Annotated in this window: 24 protein-coding genes; 12 read left to right on the top strand and 12 right to left on the bottom strand. The window is 70.8% G+C overall.

The genetic code is table 11. The features are described 5' to 3' along the window. Window positions 1-33: 33 nt before the first annotated feature. The 3 genes from ACA514_RS37855 to ACA514_RS37845 form a co-directional block, all read right to left on the bottom strand. Window positions 34-1,548, bottom strand: coding sequence for a glycosyltransferase family 39 protein (locus ACA514_RS37855; RefSeq protein ID WP_375046105.1), 1,515 nt, complete (start codon window positions 1,546-1,548; stop codon window positions 34-36). Window positions 1,549-1,702: 154 nt separating this feature from the next. Next, window positions 1,703-2,203 carry a hypothetical protein gene (locus tag ACA514_RS37850; RefSeq protein ID WP_375046104.1) on the bottom strand — a complete coding sequence of 167 codons (501 nt, stop codon included), beginning with the start codon at window positions 2,201-2,203 and terminating at the stop codon, window positions 1,703-1,705. Between the two features lie 381 nt (window positions 2,204-2,584). Continuing rightward, window positions 2,585-2,959, bottom strand: coding sequence for a VOC family protein (locus ACA514_RS37845; protein WP_375046103.1), 375 nt, complete (start codon window positions 2,957-2,959; stop codon window positions 2,585-2,587). A 298-nt stretch (window positions 2,960-3,257) separates the two neighbouring features. Between ACA514_RS37845 and ACA514_RS37840 the strand changes: the two genes are divergently transcribed. The 3 genes from ACA514_RS37840 to ACA514_RS37830 all read left to right on the top strand — a co-directional run bounded on the left by ACA514_RS37840 (window position 3,258) and on the right by ACA514_RS37830 (window position 5,453). Continuing rightward, the gene (locus ACA514_RS37840) at window positions 3,258-3,992 is read left to right on the top strand and encodes a class I SAM-dependent methyltransferase (RefSeq protein WP_375046102.1); all 735 of its coding nucleotides are present in this window, start codon (window positions 3,258-3,260) and stop codon (window positions 3,990-3,992) included. Window positions 3,993-4,378: 386 nt separating this feature from the next. Next, the gene (locus ACA514_RS37835; protein WP_375046101.1) at window positions 4,379-4,864 is read left to right on the top strand and encodes a hypothetical protein; all 486 of its coding nucleotides are present in this window, start codon (window positions 4,379-4,381) and stop codon (window positions 4,862-4,864) included. A gap of 451 nt (window positions 4,865-5,315) precedes the next feature. Beyond that, the gene (locus ACA514_RS37830) at window positions 5,316-5,453 is read left to right on the top strand and encodes a hypothetical protein (protein WP_375046100.1); all 138 of its coding nucleotides are present in this window, start codon (window positions 5,316-5,318) and stop codon (window positions 5,451-5,453) included. A 210-nt stretch (window positions 5,454-5,663) separates the two neighbouring features. Here the strand turns inward: ACA514_RS37830 and ACA514_RS37825 are convergent, their stop codons facing one another. The 3 genes from ACA514_RS37825 to ACA514_RS37815 form a co-directional block, all read right to left on the bottom strand. Beyond that, the gene (locus ACA514_RS37825) at window positions 5,664-7,352 is read right to left on the bottom strand and encodes a serine/threonine-protein kinase (RefSeq protein ID WP_375046099.1); all 1,689 of its coding nucleotides are present in this window, start codon (window positions 7,350-7,352) and stop codon (window positions 5,664-5,666) included. A 66-nt stretch (window positions 7,353-7,418) separates the two neighbouring features. Next, a complete protein-coding gene (locus tag ACA514_RS37820; RefSeq protein ID WP_375046098.1) occupies window positions 7,419-7,559 on the bottom strand; it encodes a hypothetical protein in 141 nt (46 codons plus the stop codon). Between the two features lie 205 nt (window positions 7,560-7,764). After that, window positions 7,765-9,648, bottom strand: coding sequence for a cellulase family glycosylhydrolase (locus ACA514_RS37815; RefSeq protein WP_375046097.1), 1,884 nt, complete (start codon window positions 9,646-9,648; stop codon window positions 7,765-7,767). Window positions 9,649-9,772: 124 nt separating this feature from the next. Here ACA514_RS37815 and ACA514_RS37810 point away from each other — a divergent pair, with 124 nt between their 5' ends. Beyond that, a complete protein-coding gene (locus ACA514_RS37810; protein ID WP_375046096.1) occupies window positions 9,773-10,384 on the top strand; it encodes a TetR/AcrR family transcriptional regulator in 612 nt (203 codons plus the stop codon). A gap of 103 nt (window positions 10,385-10,487) precedes the next feature. On the opposite strand, the gene ACA514_RS37805 is transcribed toward ACA514_RS37810, so the two are convergent. Both ACA514_RS37805 and ACA514_RS37800 read right to left on the bottom strand, forming a co-directional pair. After that, window positions 10,488-11,981 carry an MFS transporter gene (locus ACA514_RS37805; protein WP_375046095.1) on the bottom strand — a complete coding sequence of 498 codons (1,494 nt, stop codon included), beginning with the start codon at window positions 11,979-11,981 and terminating at the stop codon, window positions 10,488-10,490. Beyond that, the gene (locus ACA514_RS37800; RefSeq protein WP_375046094.1) at window positions 11,978-12,277 is read right to left on the bottom strand and encodes a hypothetical protein; all 300 of its coding nucleotides are present in this window, start codon (window positions 12,275-12,277) and stop codon (window positions 11,978-11,980) included. Before ACA514_RS37800 ends, ACA514_RS37805 begins: the two co-directional genes overlap by 4 nt. A gap of 185 nt (window positions 12,278-12,462) precedes the next feature. Here ACA514_RS37800 and ACA514_RS37795 point away from each other — a divergent pair, with 185 nt between their 5' ends. Continuing rightward, complete coding sequence (locus ACA514_RS37795) at window positions 12,463-13,500, top strand: sigma-70 family RNA polymerase sigma factor (protein ID WP_375046093.1); 1,038 nt, start codon at window positions 12,463-12,465, stop codon at window positions 13,498-13,500. 254 nt (window positions 13,501-13,754) lie between these two features. Next, a complete protein-coding gene (locus ACA514_RS37790; protein WP_375046092.1) occupies window positions 13,755-14,558 on the top strand; it encodes a VOC family protein in 804 nt (267 codons plus the stop codon). Window positions 14,559-14,658: 100 nt separating this feature from the next. Here ACA514_RS37790 and ACA514_RS37785 read toward each other — a convergent pair whose 3' ends face one another. Beyond that, window positions 14,659-15,276 (bottom strand): TetR/AcrR family transcriptional regulator, encoded by a 618-nt coding sequence (locus ACA514_RS37785; protein ID WP_375046091.1) that lies wholly within the window; start codon window positions 15,274-15,276, stop codon window positions 14,659-14,661. A 93-nt stretch (window positions 15,277-15,369) separates the two neighbouring features. Here ACA514_RS37785 and ACA514_RS37780 point away from each other — a divergent pair, with 93 nt between their 5' ends. From ACA514_RS37780 to ACA514_RS37760, 5 genes are all read left to right on the top strand, one after another. After that, window positions 15,370-16,083 carry an SDR family oxidoreductase gene (locus tag ACA514_RS37780; RefSeq protein ID WP_375046090.1) on the top strand — a complete coding sequence of 238 codons (714 nt, stop codon included), beginning with the start codon at window positions 15,370-15,372 and terminating at the stop codon, window positions 16,081-16,083. A 244-nt stretch (window positions 16,084-16,327) separates the two neighbouring features. After that, the gene (locus ACA514_RS37775; RefSeq protein ID WP_375046089.1) at window positions 16,328-17,191 is read left to right on the top strand and encodes an oxygenase MpaB family protein; all 864 of its coding nucleotides are present in this window, start codon (window positions 16,328-16,330) and stop codon (window positions 17,189-17,191) included. Further along, window positions 17,188-17,835 carry a TetR/AcrR family transcriptional regulator gene (locus ACA514_RS37770; protein WP_375046088.1) on the top strand — a complete coding sequence of 216 codons (648 nt, stop codon included), beginning with the start codon at window positions 17,188-17,190 and terminating at the stop codon, window positions 17,833-17,835. The genes ACA514_RS37775 and ACA514_RS37770 overlap by 4 nt, the downstream gene beginning before the upstream one ends. A 30-nt stretch (window positions 17,836-17,865) precedes the next feature. Continuing rightward, window positions 17,866-18,666: an alpha/beta fold hydrolase gene (locus tag ACA514_RS37765; protein WP_375046087.1), complete on the top strand. Its 801-nt coding sequence runs from the start codon at window positions 17,866-17,868 to the stop codon at window positions 18,664-18,666. A 466-nt stretch (window positions 18,667-19,132) separates the two neighbouring features. Next, the gene (locus ACA514_RS37760; protein WP_375046086.1) at window positions 19,133-19,543 is read left to right on the top strand and encodes a hypothetical protein; all 411 of its coding nucleotides are present in this window, start codon (window positions 19,133-19,135) and stop codon (window positions 19,541-19,543) included. A gap of 21 nt (window positions 19,544-19,564) precedes the next feature. Here ACA514_RS37760 and ACA514_RS37755 read toward each other — a convergent pair whose 3' ends face one another. Together ACA514_RS37755 and ACA514_RS37750 are read right to left on the bottom strand one after the other, a co-directional pair. Beyond that, entirely contained in the window at window positions 19,565-19,732 is a 168-nt protein-coding gene (locus ACA514_RS37755) for a hypothetical protein (protein ID WP_375046085.1), read from the bottom strand. A gap of 90 nt (window positions 19,733-19,822) precedes the next feature. Continuing rightward, a complete protein-coding gene (locus ACA514_RS37750; RefSeq protein ID WP_375046084.1) occupies window positions 19,823-20,734 on the bottom strand; it encodes a TetR/AcrR family transcriptional regulator in 912 nt (303 codons plus the stop codon). Here ACA514_RS37750 and ACA514_RS37745 point away from each other — a divergent pair. After that, window positions 20,720-21,628, top strand: a complete 909-nt coding sequence (locus ACA514_RS37745) for an FAD-dependent oxidoreductase (RefSeq protein WP_375046083.1) — start codon at window positions 20,720-20,722, stop codon at window positions 21,626-21,628. The genes ACA514_RS37750 and ACA514_RS37745 overlap by 15 nt on opposite strands. 36 nt (window positions 21,629-21,664) lie before the next feature. Here the strand turns inward: ACA514_RS37745 and ACA514_RS37740 are convergent, their stop codons facing one another. Next, complete coding sequence (locus ACA514_RS37740; RefSeq protein WP_375046082.1) at window positions 21,665-21,814, bottom strand: hypothetical protein; 150 nt, start codon at window positions 21,812-21,814, stop codon at window positions 21,665-21,667. Between the last annotated feature and the right edge of the window lie 368 nt (window positions 21,815-22,182).

Below are 22,182 nucleotides of genomic sequence, written 5' to 3'. Positions count from 1 at the left end.
ATGAGCGGCCGATCTTTTTTTCCGGGCGGGCCGTCACCGCTGGAACAGCGTCAGCGTGATGCCGCGGACGCGCCAGACGCCGGCCTGCCGGAAGTACCGCTGGAGGACGCCGACCTTCGCGCGGTCCCGCGGGACCAGCCACGGCTGGCGCCAGGGTCCCTCCAGCAGCCAGACCCGGGTCGTCGCGGGCCCGGTCGCCCGGCGGCCGATCTCGGCCGGGCCGAACTCCGTTCCGCCGAAGTTGCCGGCCTGGGCGGGGGTCCTGCGCAGGGCGATGTCGCGCACCCGGCGGAACCCGTCCGGGTACGCCTCGGCGACCGAGCGCCGGTCCGCCGTGATGTAAAGGATCGCGTCACCCGGCCGGGCCTCCCGCTCGACGATCGCGGCGGCCCCGCGGAGGTCGTCCCACCAGTTCTCCGGACGGCGCTGTGCGATGTGGAGCGGTGCCACGAGGACGGCGATCGCGACGAGCGCCGCGGTCCACGTCCGGCAGGGCAGCCGGGCGAGCCCTGCGGCGGCCAGCAGCGACACGGCCGGGAGGCTGCCGATCACGTAGCGGTTCGTGTAGTAGGGATGGAACTGGGAGGCCAGCAGCAGCACCGTCGCGGGGAGCAGCAGCCACGGCACGGCCAGGGCCTGCAAGCCGATCGGGCCGCGGCGCCGCGCGGTGATCAGGCCTACGGCCATGGCCGCGGCGAGCAGGTACGCCACGGTCGGGGGGCCGGTGAACGCCTCGGCCAGGTAGCGGGCGTCGCGCCATCCCGGGCGGGTCAGCCAGTCCAGGGCGTTGCGCTGGGTGACGGCCAGCGCGACCAGCGGGCTCACCGCGGCCACCGCTCCCGCCGCGGCGGCGGACCACCGGCGCAGCATCGTCCTGGTGCGGCCCGTCATCAGCAGGGTCGCCAGGTGGGCGGGCAGGATGAGCAGCGCGAACAGATGGACCAGCCCGAGCAGGGCGATGCCCGCGCCGTAGGCGGCGTACCGGCGCCGGGAGCCCCGTTCCGCCAGGTCGGCGAACAGCACGGTCAGCCACACGATGAGCGCCGCGACCAGGGAGTAGGAGCGGGCCTCGTGCGCGTAGTGGCTCGCGAACGGCGCCCCCGCATAGAGCAGCCCGGCGAGCAGCCCGACCGGCCCGGACATGATCTTGCGGCCGAGGACGGCGATGCCCGCCGCGGCGGCCGCGAACGCCGCGATCGACGGGAGCCGCAGCGCGAACTCGCCGGTCCCGAAGACCTGCACGACACCGTGCATGAACAGGTAGTAGGCGGCGTGGACGGCGTCGATGTGCCGGACGCACCGCAGGATGTCAGGGGTCGAGCGGCGAGCGATCTCGGAAGTGATCGCCTCGTCCCGCCACAGCGGCAGCCGGGCGGCGCCCCATACGCCCATCGCCAGCGCCAGCAGGGCGGGCCCGACGGGAAGCAGCCGGGCTCCCCACCGCTCTCTCCGCGCCTCGCGGCGCCGACCTGCGCCTTCGGCGGGCGGGCCGGCATGCTCGGCCGGAGCCGGCCGGACACCGGGCAGAAGATCCAGTTTGGAGTTCACGCCAAGAGACGCGAACGACCCCGCGATGTTGCATTTCGCCCGCCGGTTTTCGGGTCAGGTGCAGGCGGCCTGAGAGCACGGGGCGGATGTTGGCCGCCAGTGCCTTCTTCGCACTCTGGGCGACTCCCCTCGCCAGCGTCGGGGTTCGTCCAGGTCACAGCAGCGGACGATGCCTGCTCGACCGGATGCGCCGGGGCCCCATGGTCGCCGTCCCGCGGTGCCGTGGCGACGGGCGGCAGTGGCGGCGCGGTCCTTCAGGGGGCCTGATCAATGTTCGCTGGTGAAGGCGCCGGACGCGATACCTGAGGCCGGGGACGAGGCGGGCCGAGCCGTTCTGCAGGTGGCAGCCGGTGGACCTGAGCCGGTCGAACCAGGCGGTCATGAGGTTCTCGGCGGCTCCGGTCCCGCGTGCCTCGGGGACGAGGTTGATGTGCAGGTGCGCGGGCCACCGGGCGTCCTCAAAGGCGGTCGCCCTGGGGCGGCGGCGCGCCGCCGCCCACAGCAGGTCCCCGGTGCTGCGCGCGAAGAGGGCCCCGAGACGGGGGCGCAGCATGAGGCGGTAAGCCCGGATGGCCTCCAGCGTGCGAGCCTCCTCGCTCGGGAGGCGGGACGAGTCGCGGCATCCGGTCGGCTCGGTCGGCGTCCGCAGTCGCACTCGGCGACGAGAAGGCGGCTCACCGGGTCTCACCGAGCGGAGACGCCGGCGCGTTCGGCCCGGACGACCGCCTGCTGGCCACGGCGGAGGCGGACGGCGACGTCCGTGTCCGGGACGCGCCCGCCCACCGGCTCGTCACCGCCCTGCCCCACCCCCCAACCGGGTGACCGACGTCCACTCATTAGCCCGGACGGGCACCTGCTCGCCGGCGCCACCTGTGCGGGCGCGGACGTGGTCCTGTGGAACATCGCTGGCCCCGCCATCCGAACCGGGTCGGACCGCGCCTCCCCAGAACCCAAGCCTGTGGGAGTGGGTCCGGGCCTTCCTGGTTCGCGCCAGTTCGTCTCGGCGAGCTCGCCGCGGCCGCCGCGACGCAGACCATCAAAAGCCCGTCAGGGCCCCGGAGACCTCCCAGCACACTTCGATTCGGTAACCGTCCGGGTCTGTGCAGGTGAATGAGACGCAGCCTGGGTCGTCATACTGCTCGATGATGTCCACTCCGTCCGCCTGCATCCGGGTGAGCAGGTCATTCACCTCCTCGGGCGCGAAGAGCTGGAAGCCGACGTGGACGAATGCAGGCGGCGGCCCGACGTCCTGGCCGCCGTGGAGGGCGAGAGCCACGCCGTCGGCGTTGCGGACGACGACCGTGCCGCCGCCCATTCGCGCGGAGGCGGGGTCGAAGCCGAAGTAGGTCTCATAGAACAGCCGGCTGCGCTGCACGTCGCGGACCGGCAGGCCAAGATGAATCAGACGCATGACGCAGCATGGAACGCCGGGGCCGCTAAAGACAAGAGGGCCGCTGGTCTAAAAGCGCATAACAACACATCAGATGGAGCCAGAACACATCCGCAGATGGGACCACTCTTCACCTTGTGATCAGGCAGTTCTGCAGCCGGTCCAGGTCACGTTGCCGCCAAGTGAAGGCGGGCGATCCCGCGGGCTTCATCGAACCCGGCGCGGTTCAATCTCGGGTACTCGGCGGCGAGTTGGTCGGCGGCCGGACCAGTGCGTCGTAGCCAGCCCCCGAGCGGCCGGTTCGTGGCAGAGTGGCGGGATGCCTGGCGCGCGGTACGGGATGGATGCGCCCTACGGGTTCGGCTTCGTGGGCCTGGTCGTGCTGGGGTTCTGGGTGACCGGGCTGGTGATGGCGGTCACCGCCGATCTGGCCGCCGCGCTGCCCGCGCTCGTCTCCGGCACCCTGCTGGCGGGATGCCTGGCCCTGAGCCTGCACGCCACCCTGCGCGGCAAGTTCCTGGTCTGGCGGAACGTGCTGGACGAACTGGACCTGCGTGGCGACGAGCGGCTGCTCGACCTCGGCTGCGGACGCGGCGCCGTCCTGTTGGCCGCCGCCCGGCACCTCCCGCAGGGCCGGGCGGTCGGCGTGGACCTGTGGCGCGGACGGGACCAGTCCGGCAACACCCCGGCGGCGACCCTGCGCAACGCCCGCGCCGAAGGCGTCGCCGACCGCGTCCACGTGCAAGCGGGTGACCTGCGCAGACTCCCGTACGCGGAGGCAAGCTTCGACCTGGTCGTGTCCAGCCTGACGGTGCACACCATCTTCGGCTCGGACGCCCGCGCCCAAGCGATCGCCGAGGCGTACCGGGTACTGCGGCCGGGCGGCCGCCTGCTGATCGCCGACCTGGCGCGGACCCCCCGCGAGTACGCCGCAGTGCTGGCCCGGCTGGACGCCCAGGACATCCGCGTGCGTAGCCTCGGCTGGCGCGCGTGGTGGGGCAGTCCGTGGGTCCCGACCCGCCTGCTCACCGCCCGCAAACCAGCCACCCCCTGAACACCGCGCATGCCGAACCGGATCGGCACGCGGCGGTACCGTGCGGCACGAATATCGGGCTCGATGGGGACGAGTCGACACAGGCTGACACTGAGCAGGCCGCTCCGATACGGCAGTTTTGGACTTTTAATTCGCAAGGTGTCGGACGTCGAGGTCCCCACTCCCCCGTCCTGCACTGGTCTATATGGAGACGAACAAGCCAGACCCGTGCGCGCATCAGCCATCACCGAAGACGCGGGCTATGACGACCTATCTCTGTCGTACTAAGCCGGCGCCCCGCAAAACCGCCAGGAGCGCACCCGGCATCTAGGGCGTACCTCGAAGCGTGCCCAACTGCGGCAGGTCACGCTCTCGACTCATCGGTCGTACCGCGTCACACTTGCGGCATGTGGCGCCGCATCTGGGCCAAAAGGTGGTCGCCCTGGGCGAACACCTTGCTGTTCCTGTGCGGAATCTTGCTGGCCATGAGTGCTTCGAGCGGCCTGGCCAAAGGACACGAGCAGCGCGTCAACGCCGTCCGGGCCGAAGCGACGGTAACCAAGGTCAACCACCTGGCAGCCACGTCCTGGAATCTGCGAATCGAGGAGCCGCGCCAGTTCACCGTACGGCACGCCAGTGCCTTCCAGCACGATCCGCGGGTCGGGGAACGGGTCATCGTCTACTACTCCGCCCTCCACCCCACCGACCAGGACATGGTCACCGACGTCCACCTCGGCCCACCGGGCGGCCGCCTGATCCGGGGTGCGAAATTCGCGCTGATGGCCGCACTCGTTCCGATCGGACTCGCCATCTTCGGGCACACCCGCCGTCGCGGATCTCCTTTCAGCGGCGGGGATATGAGCGCGGTCAGGGCGATGGGCGGTCTCGACTGAGAAAACTGGCCCAGACTCGCGCCCAGGCCCTGATCGACCGCGAGCCGTCGGCGGAGGAGCGCTGGGCCCTGGGGTAGCGCCCAGCCGCCTCGCCGCGCCGCCACACCCTCACCAGCTCGATGGGGACGCCACCGAGAACGAGGCCCCCGGCGACAATCCCAGGTGGCCCGATCCCAGCGCGGCGAGGCCAAGGACCGCCACGACTGGGCCCGCACCGCTGACGCCCTGCTGGAGCGGATCGAGCCGGCGCTGGACGGCAAGGAGGCCCCCTGATGATCGACCCTGCGGCCTGCCGTCGGCGGGTGCTGGTGCTGGACCCCCGGCGACCAACGAGCTGAGCGAGGTGCTGTCCACGCTGCACTGGTGGAGACCCAGCCCCGGAGGACGGCGAGGTTCCGATGGACCTGCCGACCCGCTGGCGGGCGGCCACGCGCACGATGCGCTGGAGCGGGTGGCATCAGCGCTGCGCGCCGTCCACGCCGAGGCCGGGCACACCGGGCTGCTGTGGGCGCGCACGGTGGACCGGACGTGGCCCACACCCGGCGGACGACTGGAGCTGGAGCCGCTGCGGATCCTGGAGGTGGGCTAGGACGACGTCGAGACGCTGTTCGCGCTCGCCCGCGTCCTAGACAGCAACCCGCTGGACGACGACCTCACCAGCGCCGTCGAACAGGTGGCCGAGGCCGCCGGATCGCCGCCCGTCGAGGTGAAAGCCGACGCGGGCAGGCCGGCCGCACTGCTGACGATCGAACTGACCGCCGCCTCCCGGCGTCCTACTCCCGAAGCTGACCCCAGGTGGCTACGTGGTCCAGGTGGCGTTCGCGAGGATCTGTGCCAGGTTCGGGGTGTCCCAGATGTCGACGATGAGGATCTTCGATTGCGGCAGGTACCAGAGCCGCTCGGTGTAGGTGGTCGACGTGCGGCGGGTGGGGCCGTAGCCGTCGACGTCCTGCGAGGTCTTCTCCCGCGTGTAGCAGGGCACGCGCCATTCGCGGTACTCGGCCTTCTTGGCCCCGACGGGAGCGAGCCGGTCGGCGGTCTTGACGGCGCCGCGCTCGACGCCGACGGCGCGCAGCTCGTCATGACGGGGGCAGCTCATCCCTTCGTCCTGGTGGAAGAGCGAGGCGTAGGTGTTGCTCCTGCTGTACTTGTCGGCGATGTAGGCGCCGAGGTCGGTGAAGAAGCTCGGGCCGAGCAGATGGATGCCGGGACACCAGCTCTGCCCCGGGTAGAGCGACGCTTCGAGCGCATTCTCCTTCTTGCAGGGCGTCGTCCAGGTGCTCACGTAGTAGGTGTCGGGCTTCTGCGGCGTGTCCGTGTCGAACGCCGAGCGCGGGACCGGGTGCGTCTTCCACGCGGCGGGGGCGCGGATGGTCAACGGGCCGATCTTGAGCAGCACGCCCGACAGGGTCGGGCTCGCGGGCGCCGCGGCGACGGTGCGGTGGGTGGTCTGGTCGGGTTCCGTGGCCCGGTAGACCGCGGCCCCGCCGACGCTGGCGCCCGCGACGGCGGTGGCGGCGATCGCCACGGACGCCTTGGTGCCGACGGCGGCGACCACCCCGCCCGTCCCCGCGGCGGTCCCGGCGGCCGCCCCGCCGCCCGCGGCCGCCGCCGGGACGAGCCCGGCCGCCCCGAGCGGGAACAGCGCGGCGAGCGCCATGGCGGCTCCGGCCAGCGCGCGCACGCCCCGCGCCTCCCAGTCCGCCCCGCAGACGACCTGCGCCAGCTCCTCCAACTGCCCGACGAACGCCGCCGCGCTCACCGGGCGCTCCGCCGCGTCCTTGGCCATCCCGCGGGTGATGAGCGGCCGCAGCGGCTCCGGCACGTCCTCGGCGGGTACGGCGCCGTTCAGGTGTCCGGCCATGATGGACGCGCGGTCGCCCTCACCGTACGGGCGGCGGCCGGTGAGGGCCTCGTAGAAGACGCACGTCGCGGCGTACACGTCGGTCGCGGGCGTGGCGGGCTCGCCGCGCCACTGCTCGGGCGCCATGTACAGCGGCGTGCCCGCCGCTGACGACGCGCCCTCGAACACGGCGATGCCGAAGTCGACGAGCTTGCTGCGCCCGTCCGACGGGACGATCACGTTGGCGGGCTTGTAGTCGCGGTGGACGACTCCGGCGGCGTGCGCGGCGGCGAGGCCGAGCAGCGAGCCCTTCAGCACCGTCAGCGCCGCCTCCGGCTCCAGGGACTCGTACCGGCGCAGAATCTCCTTGAACGGGACGCCGTCCACCGCCTCCATCACGATGGCGAGGTCCTCGCCGTGCTCGACGAGCCGGTACAGGCGCGCGACGTTGGGGTCGGTGACCCGCCCGAGCATCCGCGCCTCGGCTCGGAACCCCTCGCGCGCGGCCGGGTCCGCGCCCGCCGCTAGGTACTTGATCGCGACCGGGGTGCCGCGGGCGGCGTGCCGGGCCAGCACGACCCGGCCCTGCGCCCCGCGCCCCAGCTCGCGGACCTCCTCGAAGTCCGGGACACGCCACTGCGTCACAGCCGCTCCTGCGCCATCGTCCGGTCGCTTCCCCTCATGTGACGCCGGACGGGCCCGCAAGGTTGGTCACTCGACGACGGTGCGGACGCGGCGCGCGGCGAAGGCCACGTCGCCGTCGGAATGGGCACGCAGGAACCGCAGCAGGTCGGGCGGCGCGCGGGCCGTGCCGTCCGCGGCGAACAGCCCCGCGCGTGCCGAAAACTCCATCCGTGCAGTTCAGGTGGCAGCCAACAAGGAAGCCGCAAGATCACTAACGGCGCCCCATCGGCTCGTCGTCGGCTCGGCGGTTCCGAAGCGGATCGGCATGCTCTGCGACTATTCGAACCCCACGTCGGAGCCCGCCTCCTATGCCTCTCACCTGCACGGACGTGGTTTTGGCAGCCATAAGCGGCAGTGGCGGCCGCGGGTGCTGTCAGGGGGTGGGAAATTTCTGGGTCAGCCAGGTGGTGAGCTGGGTGCGGGCGGCGGTGAGCTGAGCTTGGGTGGGCGGTGTGCCCGTTGCGGTGTTGACGATCAGTGCGACGTGGACGCCGGAGGAGGGCGGGGCGGCGAGCCGCAGCCGCTTCGCGGTGGTGGAGCCTGTTTCGGGTGCGGTCGAGACGGGGCCGGAGGCGGGCAGGCCGGTGAGGGTGGCCAGGTCGCTGACGACCGTGGTGCCGGCGGGGGCCAACGATTGCGGCAGGTGGAGTTCGGTGGGGGCGCCTGAGGTGCCGCTGCGCCAGACCAGGACGCCGTACTGCCGGTTCTGCACCAGGGTGGACAGGTCGGGCATCGAGGACGGGGCGATCAGCCAGGGCTGCTGCTGGCCGGTGCCGGCGTAGCCGGAGCGGGCCAGGTCCTCGTAGGCGAAGGCCAGGCTGTCGCCGCTGATGGCGTCGGGGTACAGGCGATCCAGGACGCGCTGGTCCAGGCGCAGCGTGATCTCGCCGGCGTCGTTGGTCTTGATGACGGAGAAGTCTTCGTCGTTCCACCCGTCGCCGTCGGTCTGGACCTTGCCGGGGTTGCCGTTCATCAGCTCGTGGTGGCGTCCGCTGTAGATGTCCCAGTGCCATTGAATGGCCGACAGCGGATCGCCTCCGGTGGAGGGTGCGTTCCACCAGTTCTTGCCGGACGCGCCGGCGTCCATCGCCTGGTACATGGAACGGATCATCCAGGGGGTGCGGTCGCTGCCGCTGCCCGACAGCTTGTATCCGAACTCGGAGATGAAGGGGGCGGTGTGCAGGGACGCGGCGCGCTGCCGGATCTCGTTGATGGGTTCGGCGTAGGTGCCGTCGGTGGCCGGTGAGGTGTCGATCGACAGGCGCGGGCCGTCGTAGTAGTGGCTGTTGAACACCATCCGGGCGCCCAGCGGTGCGATCTTGGTCATGCCGCCCTGTTCCAGCAGCACGGTGTTCCAGAAGACCAGGGGTTCGACGAATGCGGGTTTGGAGGTCCAGCCCGCCTGGTCCATGGACGCGCGGAAGCGCTGGTAGAAGGGCATCAGGGTGTTCTTCTCCCAGTCGACCCCGGACTTGCCGTCCAGCCCGCCGTCGAACGGTTCGTTGAAGGGGTCCATGCCGACGATGGAGTCGAAGGCCTGCTGCGGGAGCCGCTGCTTGAGGTAGGCCATCGTCGCCTGGGCCTGCTGCAGGTAGGCGGTCTGGACGGCGACGGGCCCGGCCGGGGTGAGCACGACGCGGTCGCGCCAGAAGTCGTACATCGCCTGGCGCACCGCGCCGTTGGTCTGCATGTTCTGGCCCCAGGTGAAGCAGATCCCGCACGACTCGGTGGGGTAGCCGCCGGCATCGGTCACCCATTTGGGGGCGCCGTCGCCGGTGTACCAGCTGCCCGGGTTGAACAGGTGCGCCGAGTACAGGTCCTGGTGGTAGTCCAGCAGGACGTTGATGCCGCGGTCGGTGAATGCTCTGATCTGGGCGATGGCCTTGTCGAGGTAGGCGTAGTCGATGCGGTCGGGCGCGGGCTGGACGCCCTCCCAGCTGATGAGGAACCGGACCGCGTTGGATCCGGTGAGATCGCGCATTGCCTGTGCGGACTTGGCGGCGTCGGCGGTGCTGCGGAAGGGCAGCAGGCTGTTCTCGTTCAGCTTGGTGCTCGCCGAGACGTTGAAGCCGCGCAGGGTCAGCTGCCGGCCTTGGGCGTCGCGCAGTACCCAGCCCTGTTGTTTAGCGGAGACGACAACGTCGGCGCGGGCGGGGGCGGCGATCAGAGCAGGCGCGGCGACCAGGGCGGTCGCGGCGAGCGCGGTCGCCGCAGTGGCCGCGGCGGTCCGCAGGTGGCGGCGGGAGAGTCCGGTCATGGGGGGTGGGCCTCTCGTCCAGGAATGTAAGAGCCTTCTTGCACCCCCCGAGCGACTTCAGTATGCAAGAAGGCTCTTGCTGCTGCAAGAACGTTCTTGCATGGCCACGGGCTACTTTTCTCAGGTGACCTCCCCTACACGCGAGCGCATCCTCGACGCGACGCTGACGCTCGTCCGCGAGCACGGCTTCGGCGGCACCACGGTCACCACCATCGAGGAGCTGGCCGGGCTGTCGCCCGGCAGCGGCAGTTTCTACCGCCACTTCCGCTCCAAGGACGAGGCGGTGCGCGAGGTCTACGAGCGCGAACTTCAACGGGCCATGCGCAGCCGCGAGACGTTCGAGCGCGGCCCCGTGGACGAGCCGCTCCAGGCTCTGACCCGCCGTCTCGTCCAGCAACTGGACTACATGGAGCAGATCAGGCCGCTGATCACCCTGCTGGCCCGCGAGCACGGCAGGTTCCCCGACCTGGAGGCCAAGATCGGCCGGTCGCTGCTGGACGAGGCCATCGTCGAGGAGGCCGACCACCTCACCCGCGACCTGAACAGCGGCCTGGTGAGCGAGGACCCCAGCGCCCTGCTGGCCGTCGTCATCTCCGCGCTCACCGGCTACACCCTGGCCGGCATGTTCTTCGGCCGCTCCCCCGGCGACGTCACCGGCGACCGCTTCGCCGCCATGCTGGCCCGCCTGATCGCCGCCGACCCCGCCAGGAACCCTCCGGACGCCCCCGCCCCATGACGCATCGCTCGCCTTCCAAGCCCGAAGTCTGGTCGCGCGCTCGACGGTAAAGAGAATCCCGGGATGGCGTTGAACGCCATTCCGGGATTCTCTTTGTGTTGTGTTATGCGGAGTCGTAGGAGGGTTCCGGCTTCTGCTGGATTTCTGGTGTGGCGGCGGGTTCGCCGCGGGTGTTGGAGGCGCGCAGCGCGATGGCTCCGGCTGCCACCAGGCAGAGGGCGCTGACGAGCAGGGCCCGCTGGAAGCCGGCGGTGAGCGCCTCCGGGCGCGGGGTGTGGGCGGCCAGCAGGCGGCTGGTGCGGCTGGTCGCGATCCCGCTGAACACCGCCAGGCCGAGCGCCGACCCGAGCTGGAAAGAGGCGGTGATCAGAGCCGCGGCCAATCCGGCCTGTTCCTCCGGCACACCCGCGTTCGCGGCCGTTTGCACACCGGCGTACAGCAGCCCCAGCCCGGCCCCCATGACCACGAGCGGGACGAGCAGGTCGCCGACATAGGTGCCGTCCACCGGGATGCGGGAGAGCCAGAAGATGCCGCCGGCGGCGAGCAGTGCGCCGGAGACGATGATCGGACGGGTCCCGGTACGGACGAACATCTTGGTCGCCACGGTCGAGCCGAACCCGATGCCGACGCTCACCGGCACATACGAGAGCCCGGCCCGCAGCTGGGAGTAGCCCAGGACGTTCTGCATGTACAGAGTGAGGAAGAAGAACATCGAGTAGAACCCGGCCCAGGCGATCACCTGGGTGGCGTCGGCCGCGGCCAGGCCCTTGATCCGGAAGATCGACAATGGGACCAGCGGATGTGCGTGCCGCCGCTCGTTGACCACGAACGCGGCCATCAGCACCGCCGAGGCGCCCAGCCCGCCGATGGTGCGGCCCGCGGCCCAGCCCTCGTCCGGCGCCTTCACCAACGTGAAGATCAGCAGCAGCATGCCGGCGGTGACCAGCACCGCACCGACCGCGTCGAACCCGCCCGGCACGGACCGGCCGCGATCGGCCTTCAGGATCCGGAACGCCCCGAACAGCACCAGCGCGCACACGGGGAGGTTCACGAAGAACACCCACCGCCAGCCGAAGTCCTGGGCGAGCAGCCCGCCGAAGAGCAACCCGACCGCCGAGGCCAGCCCGCTGAGCCCGGCCCACACGCCCAGCGCCTTGTGCCGGTCGGAGCCGTGGAAGGTGGTGGTCAGGATGGACAGCGCGGCCGGGGACATCATCGCCGCCCCGAAGCCCTGGGCGAGCCGGCCGCCGACCAGCAGCCCCTGGCCGCCGGCCGACCCGCAGGCCAGCGAGGAGGCCGCGAACAGCGCGGTCCCGGCGACCAGCAGCCGCCGCCGCCCCAGCAGGTCCCCGGCCCGGCCGCCCAGCAGCAGGAACCCGCCATAGGTGATCAGATAGCCGCTGACCACCCACTGCAGGTTCTGCACCGAGAACCCGAGATGCGTACGGATGGTCGGCAGCGCGACGTTCACGATCGAGCCGTCCATGACGTCCAGGAACGTCACCGCGCACAGCAGCGCCAGCGTGGCCCTGCCGCGGCCGGTCGCCAGGAACGACCCCTCCGGCGGCGCCGTCGATGCGGTCGTGGCGTCGCTCACGACCCGGCGGCTTCCATCACGGGACCGACCTCGACCCCGCCGCCGACCCGCATCACCGGGCAGTCCCTGGCCAGCGCCAGCGCGGAGTCCAGGTCCTCGGCGGACACCACCGAGTAGGCGACCATGCGGGAGTCGCCGCCGCCGACCTCGCCGAGCGAGGCGTGGCCGGTCACCGCGTTGCCGATGTCGACCAGGGCCGAGCCCAGCCCGCCGAACCAGGCCTGCCACTCGGCCGTCGTCCCGGCGTGGGGCGCGTAGCCGGAGGGCACCCGGAAGGAGAAAACGTACGTGGCCATGATCTGTGGTCCTCTTCTGTGTCCGGGGCGCGCCCCCGACTGGGACCGCCTCCATTCGGGTAGACGCGGGCACGTCCGCGAATTGGGCGTGCGGACACCGCCCAATTCGCGGGGCCGGCGGCGTCGGTACTTTCAGACGAGCCGAACGCGCCCTGCGGAAAGAAGCAAAGCGAGGATGCATGCCGATGGAGATGGAAAGGGACACGACGGACCTGATCGCTCGGGCTCGGGACGGCGACCACAACGCGTTCCGCGACCTGGTCCAGGGCCACTCCCACGAGCTGCAGGTGCACTGCTACCGCATCCTGGGATCCCTGCAGGACGCCGAGGACGCGCTCCAGGAGACCCTCGTGTCCGCCTGGCGTAACCTCGGCGAGTTCGGCCAGCGGTCCTCGCTCCGGACCTGGCTCTACAAGATCGCGACCAACCGGTGCCTGAGCATGCTGCGCGCCGACGGCCGCCGCCCGCGCATCGCCCGCGCGCTGCCCGAGGCCCCCCTGCCCGAACCCACCGGTGCCGGCGACGCCCCGCCCTGGTTGGAGCCCTACCCCGACGTCCTGCTCGACCACCTTGTCGACCAGCGCCCCGGACCGGAGGCCCGCTACGAGACCACCGAGGCCATCTCCCTGGCCTTCATCACCGCCCTGCAACTGCTGCCCCCGCGCCAACGCGCCGCGCTCGTCCTCCGTGACGTCCTGGGCTTCCACGCCGCCGAAGTCGCCCAGATGCTCGACACCACCCAGGCAGCTGTGAACAGCGCCCTCAAACGCGCCCGTGCCACCGTCGACGACCATCTGGCCGGCACCGGCGGCCGCGGGCCCGCACGCCAACCCGACACCGCCGCCGAACACCGGCTGGTCGCCGGGCTCACCAACGCCCTGGAACGCGCCGACCTGGACGCCCTGATCGGACTGCTCGTCACCGATGTGAGACTCTCGATGCCCCCGGCCATGCTGGAATACCGCGGCATCGAATCAGCCCAGCGCCTCTTCGCCGCCGTCGTCTTCCGCCCCGGCCGGACCTACCGCGTGGTACCCACCCGTGCCAACGGGCAGCCCGCCTTCGGCTTGTACCTGGCAGACCCCCACGCCGGTGTCTACCGCGCCTACAGCCTCCTGGTCATCACCACCGCCGGCGACCACATCACCTCCATCACCGGCTTCAACAACACCAATGTCATGACGCGCTTCGGGCTACCCCGGACCCTTCCCGAAACAGATTGACCGACTTCTGGACCACGACGCCCGCGACAATTGCGGCCGCCCGCTGCCGGAGGGGTCGCAGGCGACGCGCGGATACTGCTCGGACGCGTGGCGGGCCGACGGGTGGGAAGCTCTTGGTGGATTCCGTAATCGCAGGTCCGGTGCTGTTTGCGTGACCGCTCATAGTGTGGTGTCCATGTGCGCTGCGCGGGCCGGACGTTGCCGGGGACGAGGGGGCGCGGTCCCTGCCCGGCTTCAGGCCGGGAGGTTCGAGGATGCCTGAGGCGGCCGTCCCTCTCGGCCGGCCAGGATGGGTCGACCTGGCCAGCCCCGACGTGTCGGCGTCCAAGCGCTTCTACCGCGGGTTGTTCGGCTGGTCCGACTTCACCCTGGCCGTGCCCTCCTACGGCGACTACGAGATCCTCACCCTCGGCGACGACCAGGGGCCGGTGGTCGCGGGCCTGCAGTCGCTGGCCGACGATGCGCAGCCGCCGACGTGGACCTGCTACTTCCGGGTCGAGAACCTCCAGGACACCGCCGCCGCCGTCGAGGCCGCGGGCGGGCAGGAGCTGATGCCGCCGACCAACGTCGCCGATCTCGGGCAGGTGGCGCTCTTCCAGGACCGCCAGGGCGCCGACTTCGGCGTCGCACTTCCCGGCATCCTCGAGATCGGTTTCGGTACCGAACCGTCGACGGTGTGCTGGATCGAGCTGATGTGCCCCGACATCCGGCAACCGCGCCGCTTCTACGGCGCGGTACTCGGCTGGGAGGCCGTTGACCATGTCCACCACGGTCGCCCATGGATCACTTGGAAAGCCGGTGACCGGTTCTTCGGCGGCGCGGTCTCCCCGGACGAACCGCCGCCGCACACCCCGGCGCAGTGGATTCCCTACTTCTGGGTCACCGACTGTGACGCCTCCGCCGCCAGAGCGGCAGAGCTCGGCGCCCACATCCAGCTGCCGCCCACCGACGCCCCGCCCGGCCGCTATGCGAGGCTGACCGACCCGACAGGCGCCGGCCTCGGCATCATCACTCCCGCCCGACGGCCGGACGGCGCCGAAACCAGCACCCGCTCCTGACCTCAGCGGGCTTTGAGCACGAGAAGCACCGCCGGTGCTTGAATGCCTCGCTCGCCACATCGGTGGCGGCCACCGGCCGACGATCTGCCAAAGCGGCGGCTTACGCGCCTGAGGGGGTGTCGCAGGCCGCCTTCACTCCCGCGGCATCGAGCAAGGCGCGCGCCGTGCCGATGGCGAGACCGTCCAGGCCCTGGCCTTGCACGACGGCACGCGCGCTCGACCCGTCGAACACCACCGTCAACTGCCGTGCGAGCAATCCCGGGTCCTCGGCCCCTGCATGCTCCGCCTCACGCTGGAAGAACGCGGTCAGCTCGTCCTTGCACCGGCGGGCGACCTGGCTCGCCGGGTGCTCAGGCGATTTCACCTCCACTGCCGCGGCCAAGAACGGGCACCCCCGGAAGTCCGGCGCCGCCGCGGCCTCCTCGAGGCGTTCGAACACATGCAGTATCCGTGCGCGCGGCGAGCGCACGGCGTCGGCGGGCTGCAGGAACGCCTGATACACGGGCGCGATGCGCTCGAGGCTCGCCGCCACCACCTCGTCCTTGCTGTCGAACAGCTGGTACATCGAGCGCTTGGACACTCCCGCGGTGCGGCACAACGTCTCGACGCCCACCCCCACGCCCTCCTGGTAGAAGAGCCTCGCCGCGGCGTCGAGCAGACGGTCGCGCGTCGACGTGGAGGTGGACGGCGCCGTCGGTGCGAGCGTCGGTTCGATCATGCGCCCAGGTTACGCCCCTGCTTGCACCCTGGAAACCGATCGGTTTACAGTGGCTGGAAACCGATCGGTTTACAACCCGGAGGAGCCGGCCCCATGACCGACATCAAAGACTCGGTGGCATTCGTCACCGGCGGAAGCCGCGGCATCGGAAAGGCGCTGGTGCAGGCCCTCTACGACCGCGGCGCCGCGAAGGTCTACGCGACGGCCCGGGACCCCCGGAGGATCACCCACCCCGACGCGGTCCCGCTGGCCCTGGAGACCACCGATCCCCGCTCCGTGGCCGCGGCCGCCGACCAGGCCCGGGACACGACGATCCTGATCAACAACGCCGGGGGCCTGCTGGGCGCGTCCTTCCTCGACTCCAGCGTCGAGGACGTCCGCCGCGAGTTCGAGGTCAACTTCTACGGCCCCCTGCTCACCGCCCGCGCCTTCGCCCCCGTCATCGAACGCAATGGCGGTGGCCACATCCTCACCATGCATTCGGTTCTGTCCTGGTTCACGCTTCCCGGCAGCGACGCCTACAGCGCGTCCAAGGCCGCATTGTGGGCCCAGACCAACGCGCTGCGGCTGGCGCTACGGCCCCGTGGCATCATCGTCACGGGACTGCACGTCGGCTACGTGGACACCGACATGACCGCCGGCATCGACGCACCGAAGGTCTCGCCCGACAGCGTCGCGGTACAGGCCTTGGACGGGATCCAGGCCGATGCCCCCGAAGTCCTCGCCGACGACATCACGCGCCAGGTCAAGGCCGGCCTTTCCGCCGACCTCGCGACCCTGTACCCCGAGCTCGCCGCACGGGGTTAGCCCCCGCAGAGCGCGGCGGCTCCGCGACGCCCGCCTCAGCGGGCAGGTGGCCCGAGCCGGCGGAGACCACCTGCCGCTGCGGGCGGACGCCGTCAGCGAACAGGCACCGCTCATGTTGCGGCCGTTAGGGGTGCTGGTCTGCGAACCCAGCAGGTCGTCACCACTTCCGTTACCAGGTAACTGGTACTGATGAGATTCTGGTCGTACCATCTGTCCGGAGGCTGGGATGAATCTTCGGAGTCAGGTGGTCGACGCGGTCCAGACCCTCAGCGGTCGGCACGACCAGGCGAGCGTGTACGCCGGTCCCGCGGGGGATCCGGGACTGTGCGGTCCCGGCAGCGTGTCGTGGGTAGTGAACGGCGATCTCGGAGCGGTGGCGATGGCCGGGGTGGCGGCGATCGTGCTGGAGATCCTGCATCCCTCGGTGATCGCCGGAGTGCAGGACCATTCCAGCTATCGGCAGGACCCGTTCCGGCGCGGACGGACCACGATGGGGTACGTGCTCGGCACGACGTTCGGCAACACCCGGGCCGCGACGCGCCTGATCGACGGCGTCAAGAAGGTCCACGGGCAAGTGGCCGGAACCCGTCCGGACGGAACCGGCTACCGCGCCCTCGATCCCGCCCTGCTCGCCTGGGTGCACACCTGCATCCCCTGGATGATCATGACCGCGTACGAGCGGTTCAACCGCCCTCTCACCCCGCGAACACGCGACCGCTACCTGGCCGAGCAGGCGGTCATCGGCCGGATGGCCGGGGCCGACGCGGTTCCCGAGACCATGGACGAACTGGCCGGCCTGGTCTCCCGGGTGCGGCCCGAACTGGCGGTGACCGAACAGACCCGCGATTTCCTGGAATTCCTGATGACGCCACAGTTGCCGCAGCAGAGTCCTTTCGACGTCCCTCTGCAACGGTTCTACGTGCGCGCGGGGATGAGCCTGGCGCCGCCCTGGGCGCGGCGCCTGACCGGACTCGACCACCCCGTCGGGGCCGCGCGCCTGCTGGACGGCTCCTATCTGCGGACCCACGCACGACTGATCCGCTGGGCGTTCCAGGTGCCGCCCTACCTGGCCATGGCCCGCGCTCGAACCGCCGGCGTGCAGGCATGATGGGCGATCCGCAGTGGGCCGCGCTCTTGAACGAAGCGGCCATCGCTCCTCCTGCCGAGGCCGATGGCGCCCGCGAACGCATCTTGGACGCAGCCCTCGCCGAAGCGGCCGCCGTGGGCGTGAACCGGATGACCGTCGAAGACGTGGTGCGGCGCAGCCGCCTGGGCCGCATGACCGTCTACCGACGCTTTCCCCGCCGTGACGACCTGGTCAACGCGCTCGCCGTCCGGGAGATCCAGCGCTTCCTGGCGGCGGTCGCCGCAGGCATCGACCGAGCGCCCGACGGCCGCGCGGGCGTCGCCGAGGCGTTCGTCGCCGCCGTCACGTTCGCCCGCCGCCATCCCCTCCTGCAACGCCTCGCCTTCACCGACCCCGGCCTTCCCCTGGAAGCCGTGGCCGCCGACAACGCCGAGATGCTCTCCATGGGAGCGGCGTTCATCGCCCGCGAGATGCACGGGGACCGGCCCGGCTCCCCCAGCCGTGAAGTCAGGTGGGTCGCCGACACCTTCGCCCGCCTGTTCATCACCTACCTGGGCGTCCCGCCCGCCGACCCCGACGTGGCCGACGACGCCCAACTGCGCCTGTTCGCCGAACAAGTGCTCACGCCCATGGTCGAGCGCGCGACCGCCGGGGCTCGGCCGTGATCTGCTCCACCGTCTCCTTCGAAGGACAGCATGGACATCACCATCTCGGCGGACGGAAGCAGGATCGCCTACGAGCCGGTCGGAAGCGGCCCCGCCGTCATCCTGATCGGAGGAGCGTTCAACGATCGCGCCGCCCTCGCCGGGCTGGCGCACGCGCTCGCCGCCGGCGGCCACCGGGCCATCGCCTATGACCGGCGCGGGCGCGGGGACAGCACCGACAACGCCGTCCGCTTCGACCCGGCCCGCGAGATCGAGGACCTCGCCGCGCTGATCGAGGCGGCCGGCGGCCGCGCGAGCCTGTTCGGCCACTCCTCCGGCGGGGTGCTCGCCATCGCCGCCGCCCTGCACGGTCTGCCGGTGACCACCCTCATGGTGTCCGAGCCCCCGTACGCCGTCGACGGCGCCCGGCCGATCCCGCCCAGGGGCGTCTCCGCACGGATCGAGGCGCTCGCGGCCAAGGACGACCGCGACGGCGCGGCCGCGCTCTTCCTACAGGAGCAGGCCCTTATCCCGGCGGAAGCCGTCTCACGGATGCGCGACAGCCCCATATGGGCCGCGATGACCGCGCTGGCCCACTCCCTGCCATACGACCTCGCGGTCTGCGGTCCGGACCTCGCCCTTTCCGACGACCTGCACGACATCGGGATCCCGACCCTGGCGGTCAGCGGAGACCGGACCCAGCCCTGGCTGACGGTCGCAGCGAAGGCGGTCGCCACTGCCGTCCCCGGTGCCCGGCACATCTCCATCCCGGGCGAGGACCACGGCATCCTCCGCCGTCCGGAAAACCTCGCCCCCATCCTCACCGACTTCCTCCGCCCGAACGCGCACTGACGCCGGCACAGCCCGACAAGGTCCCGCCGCCCTACACCAGCCAAGTCGGCGATAACCGGCGGCGACAGCACATGAACAGCGCTTCACGAGCAGCCCGCCCAGAGCACAAAGGGCGCCGCCAGTGAGGGCGATAGTGGCGCTGACGCGGACGACCTGCGCGTCGGTCACGAGCGGCCGGACCGGTTTCGAGTCAACCCTTAGAGCCTCCGCCCAATCCGGCGCGATTCGCTGCTGACCGGGAGTTTCATCAGCAGCCCACTCCGGGACGCTCGAACCTCTCCGGCGAAACCGGTCTCGACAACACACCGTGCCCCGATCCAACCTGTTCGGCGCGTCCCGCGCCTGACCGAAGCAGGCCATGTTCCGGATCTTGCCAGGTAATCCTTTTCGGTAGAGCGTCTGCAATGCAAGCCGCCAATAGCTTCCGGCATGGCGGGAACCGGCGAAAGGACCGATGGATATGCGGATGAGAAGGATGGCCGTCGCCCTGGCCGCCGGCGCCGCCGCCCTCGTGGCGACGGCCACTCCGGCGCTCGCGACGTCTTACAGCCTCTACGCGGACACCTCGTTCGGGTACGCGCGGCTGGACTACACCTACGTCCGCGACACCGGCCACCCGACCGGCGGCGTCTGGTATCACGCCTACACCGAGAACACCAACGTTTTCGACGACGGCGGCGACGGCCTCGGCTCGGTAGTGAAGGTCACCTACGATACGCCGAACGCCACGGGAAACTGGGTCGGAATCGGCTGGACCACCGACGGCGAGTACTCCTACGAACCCGAATTCAACGAGTTCGGCGTCAAGAACGTGCACTTCTACCTGTGCAAGGCGAACGGCATCACTCTCAGCGGCTGCGTCCGCATGACCACGTAGCGGCGCCCTGCACGAGGGCCGCTACATCCAGCTGCCGTCCTCGGCGTTCGGGACAAACAATTTGTGTTTCGCGTAGCCGGGCAGGGCGGACCCGCGGCCGACGAGGCCGGTTTCGCCGCCGGCGACGAACGCGAGGCACCAGCCGGTGACGAAGGCCAAGGGCCCGCCGCCGAACGCGTCTGACAGCACGACGGGACTACTCGGGTCCAGCGCGATCAGAGCGAACAGCGGTACTGCGGCGATCTTTCCGACGCGTTTTTCGATACCCCTAGACGGGATTCATGGGTTGTTGCCGGCGCCTCGCGGTTGCGGATGTTTGGTCGTGTCCAGGCCGTCCAGGAGGAGGTCCAGGCCGGCGATGAATTGGTCGCGGTCGTCGTGGTCGCGCAGGTCGGTGGCGGCGCGGGTCAGGAAGGGGTAGTCGGCGGGGTCGAGCTTCTCCCAGTGCTCGGCGGCTCGGGCGAGGTAGGCCTCGCGGGTGGTGGACGCGCCGACGATGGGGCCTGGGGCGATGATCTGGGCGCTGACGCCGGTGATGTAGTTGAAGATCGCGGTGGAGACCGCGAAGTGACGGTCGGCGGGCAGCCCGGTTCGCATGACGAGTGTGCCGATGCGGTCGAGCAGGCGGAGCGTGTTGGGCAGGGTGGCCGGCGCGGTGACGTGGGAGGCGGCCCACTGGTGCCGGTCGAGGGTGTCGAAGACGGTGACGGCGAGCGCGCGAAGCTGTCCTCCGGCGTCGTCGGCGTGCCCGGGGGCCCTGGTGAGGGCGCGGCCGAGGACCTGATCGGCGGCCAGGGCGACGAGTTCGTCCTTGTTGGCCACATGCCAGTACAGGGCCCCGGGACCGGTGTTCAGGCTCTCGGCCAGCAGCCGGAAGGTGAGTCCTCGTTCGCCGTGCTCGTCCAGCAGCGCGACGGCGGCGCCGACGACGACCTCTTGTGAGAGGGCGTCGTCGCGCCCACCGGCGGGTGCTCTTCCTCGTCTGCGTGGCATCCCCCCGTCCTGCACGTCCACGGCGTCCCCGCCACGGTCTACGAGGCCGACCCCTCGGCCGAGTCCCGCACGCAGGGCGGCCAGCTCGACATCCACGAGCACGACGGCCAGGCCGCGCTCGCAGCGGCCGGCCTCACCGACGAGTTCCGCGCGATCATCCACCAGGGTGCCGAGGCGACGCGCATGCTCGACCGGCACGGCGCGGTGCTGCTGGAGGTCCCCGACGACGGCGAGGCAGGGCGTCCCGAGGTGCTCCGCGGCGACCTGCGCCAGGTCCTGCTGGACTCCCTGCCCGACGGGACGGTCCAGTGGGGACGCAAGGTCACCGGAGTCCGGCCGCTCGGCGGCGGCCGCCACGAGGTGACCTTCGCCGACGGTTCGACCGTGACCAGCAGCGTCCTCGTGGGCGCCGACGGCGCCTGGTCGAAGATCAGGCCGCTGCTCTCCGACGCCGACCCCGCCTACCTCGGCACCACGTTCGTCGAAACGTATCTGTACGACGTCGACCGGCGGCATCCCGCGACGGCCGAGGCGGTCGGCCAGGGCGCCATGTACGCGCTCGCCCCGGGGAAGGGGATCGTCGCGCACCGCGAGGCGGGGAACATCCTGCACACCTACGTCGAGCTGAACCGCTCCGCCGAGTGGGTCGCCGGCATCGACTTCACCGACGCCGCCACAGCGCGCGCGCAGGTCGCGGCCGAGTTCGACGGGTGGGCCCCGCACCTCACCGCGCTGATCACCGACGGGGAGGCCGCTCCGGTCGCGCGCATGATCCACACGCTCCCGGACGGGCACCGGTGGGACCGCGTACCCGGGGTGACGCTCCTGGGCGACGCCGCGCACCTGATGCCGCCGTCCGGCGACGGCGCGAACCTGGCCATGTTCGACGGCGCCGAACTCGGCAAGGCGATCGCCGCCCACCCCGACGACATCGAAGCCGCACTCACTGCCTACGAACAGGCGATGTTCGCACGCACCGAGCCCTTCCACGCCGAAGCGCACGAGATCATTGACCTGTGCCTGGGGGAACGCGCACCGTACGGACTCATCGACTTCTTCAACGGCGCTCTGGTGATGGACGACCGGCGCTGACCGAGACAACTAGGCAACAGCCGAGCCCAGCGCGAGCTACCGGCCGCCCTTGGTCTTGCGGAGGATGTCACGGCGCCGGTCCTCGGCAAGAGCGAGGGCCAGGTCCAGGAGCAGCGAGCGTTCGGTGTGCTCGCCGGCCGCGATCCCCTCCAGCACCTTGACGGCGATGCGGGGCTTGAGCAGCAACCGAACAGCCAGTCACGTCAAGAAGCCCTGCGGACGCCTTTTTCCAGGTCCGCGAGGGTCCTGCGCCAGTCGGCGGTCTCGTCTTCGTGCATGTCGGCCCAGTTCTGGGCGCGGACTCGCCGGCGTGCTCGGCGGTCTCGGCCAACTTGTTCAGGACGGTTCCGGCGCTCATGCCGCCCGTGGGGTGACCTGCCCACGCTTGTGATCTTGTTTCATTAGACGGGGGACCGGGAGGGTGTGCGTCGGGGGGCGGGCTACGATGTGGCGATGATTACCGGGACGGCATTGCGCCACACACGGATTGGTGACCCGGTGCTCTTCTGAGCGCCGTACGGGCCGGTGCGGGCCCGCTGTTCGATCAAGGACCT

Source organism: Actinomadura sp. NTSP31 (assembly GCF_041951385.1).
Taxonomy (GTDB): Bacteria; Actinomycetota; Actinomycetes; order Streptosporangiales; family Streptosporangiaceae; genus Spirillospora; species Spirillospora napierensis.
This window is presented reverse-complemented; position numbering and strand designations above follow the sequence as displayed.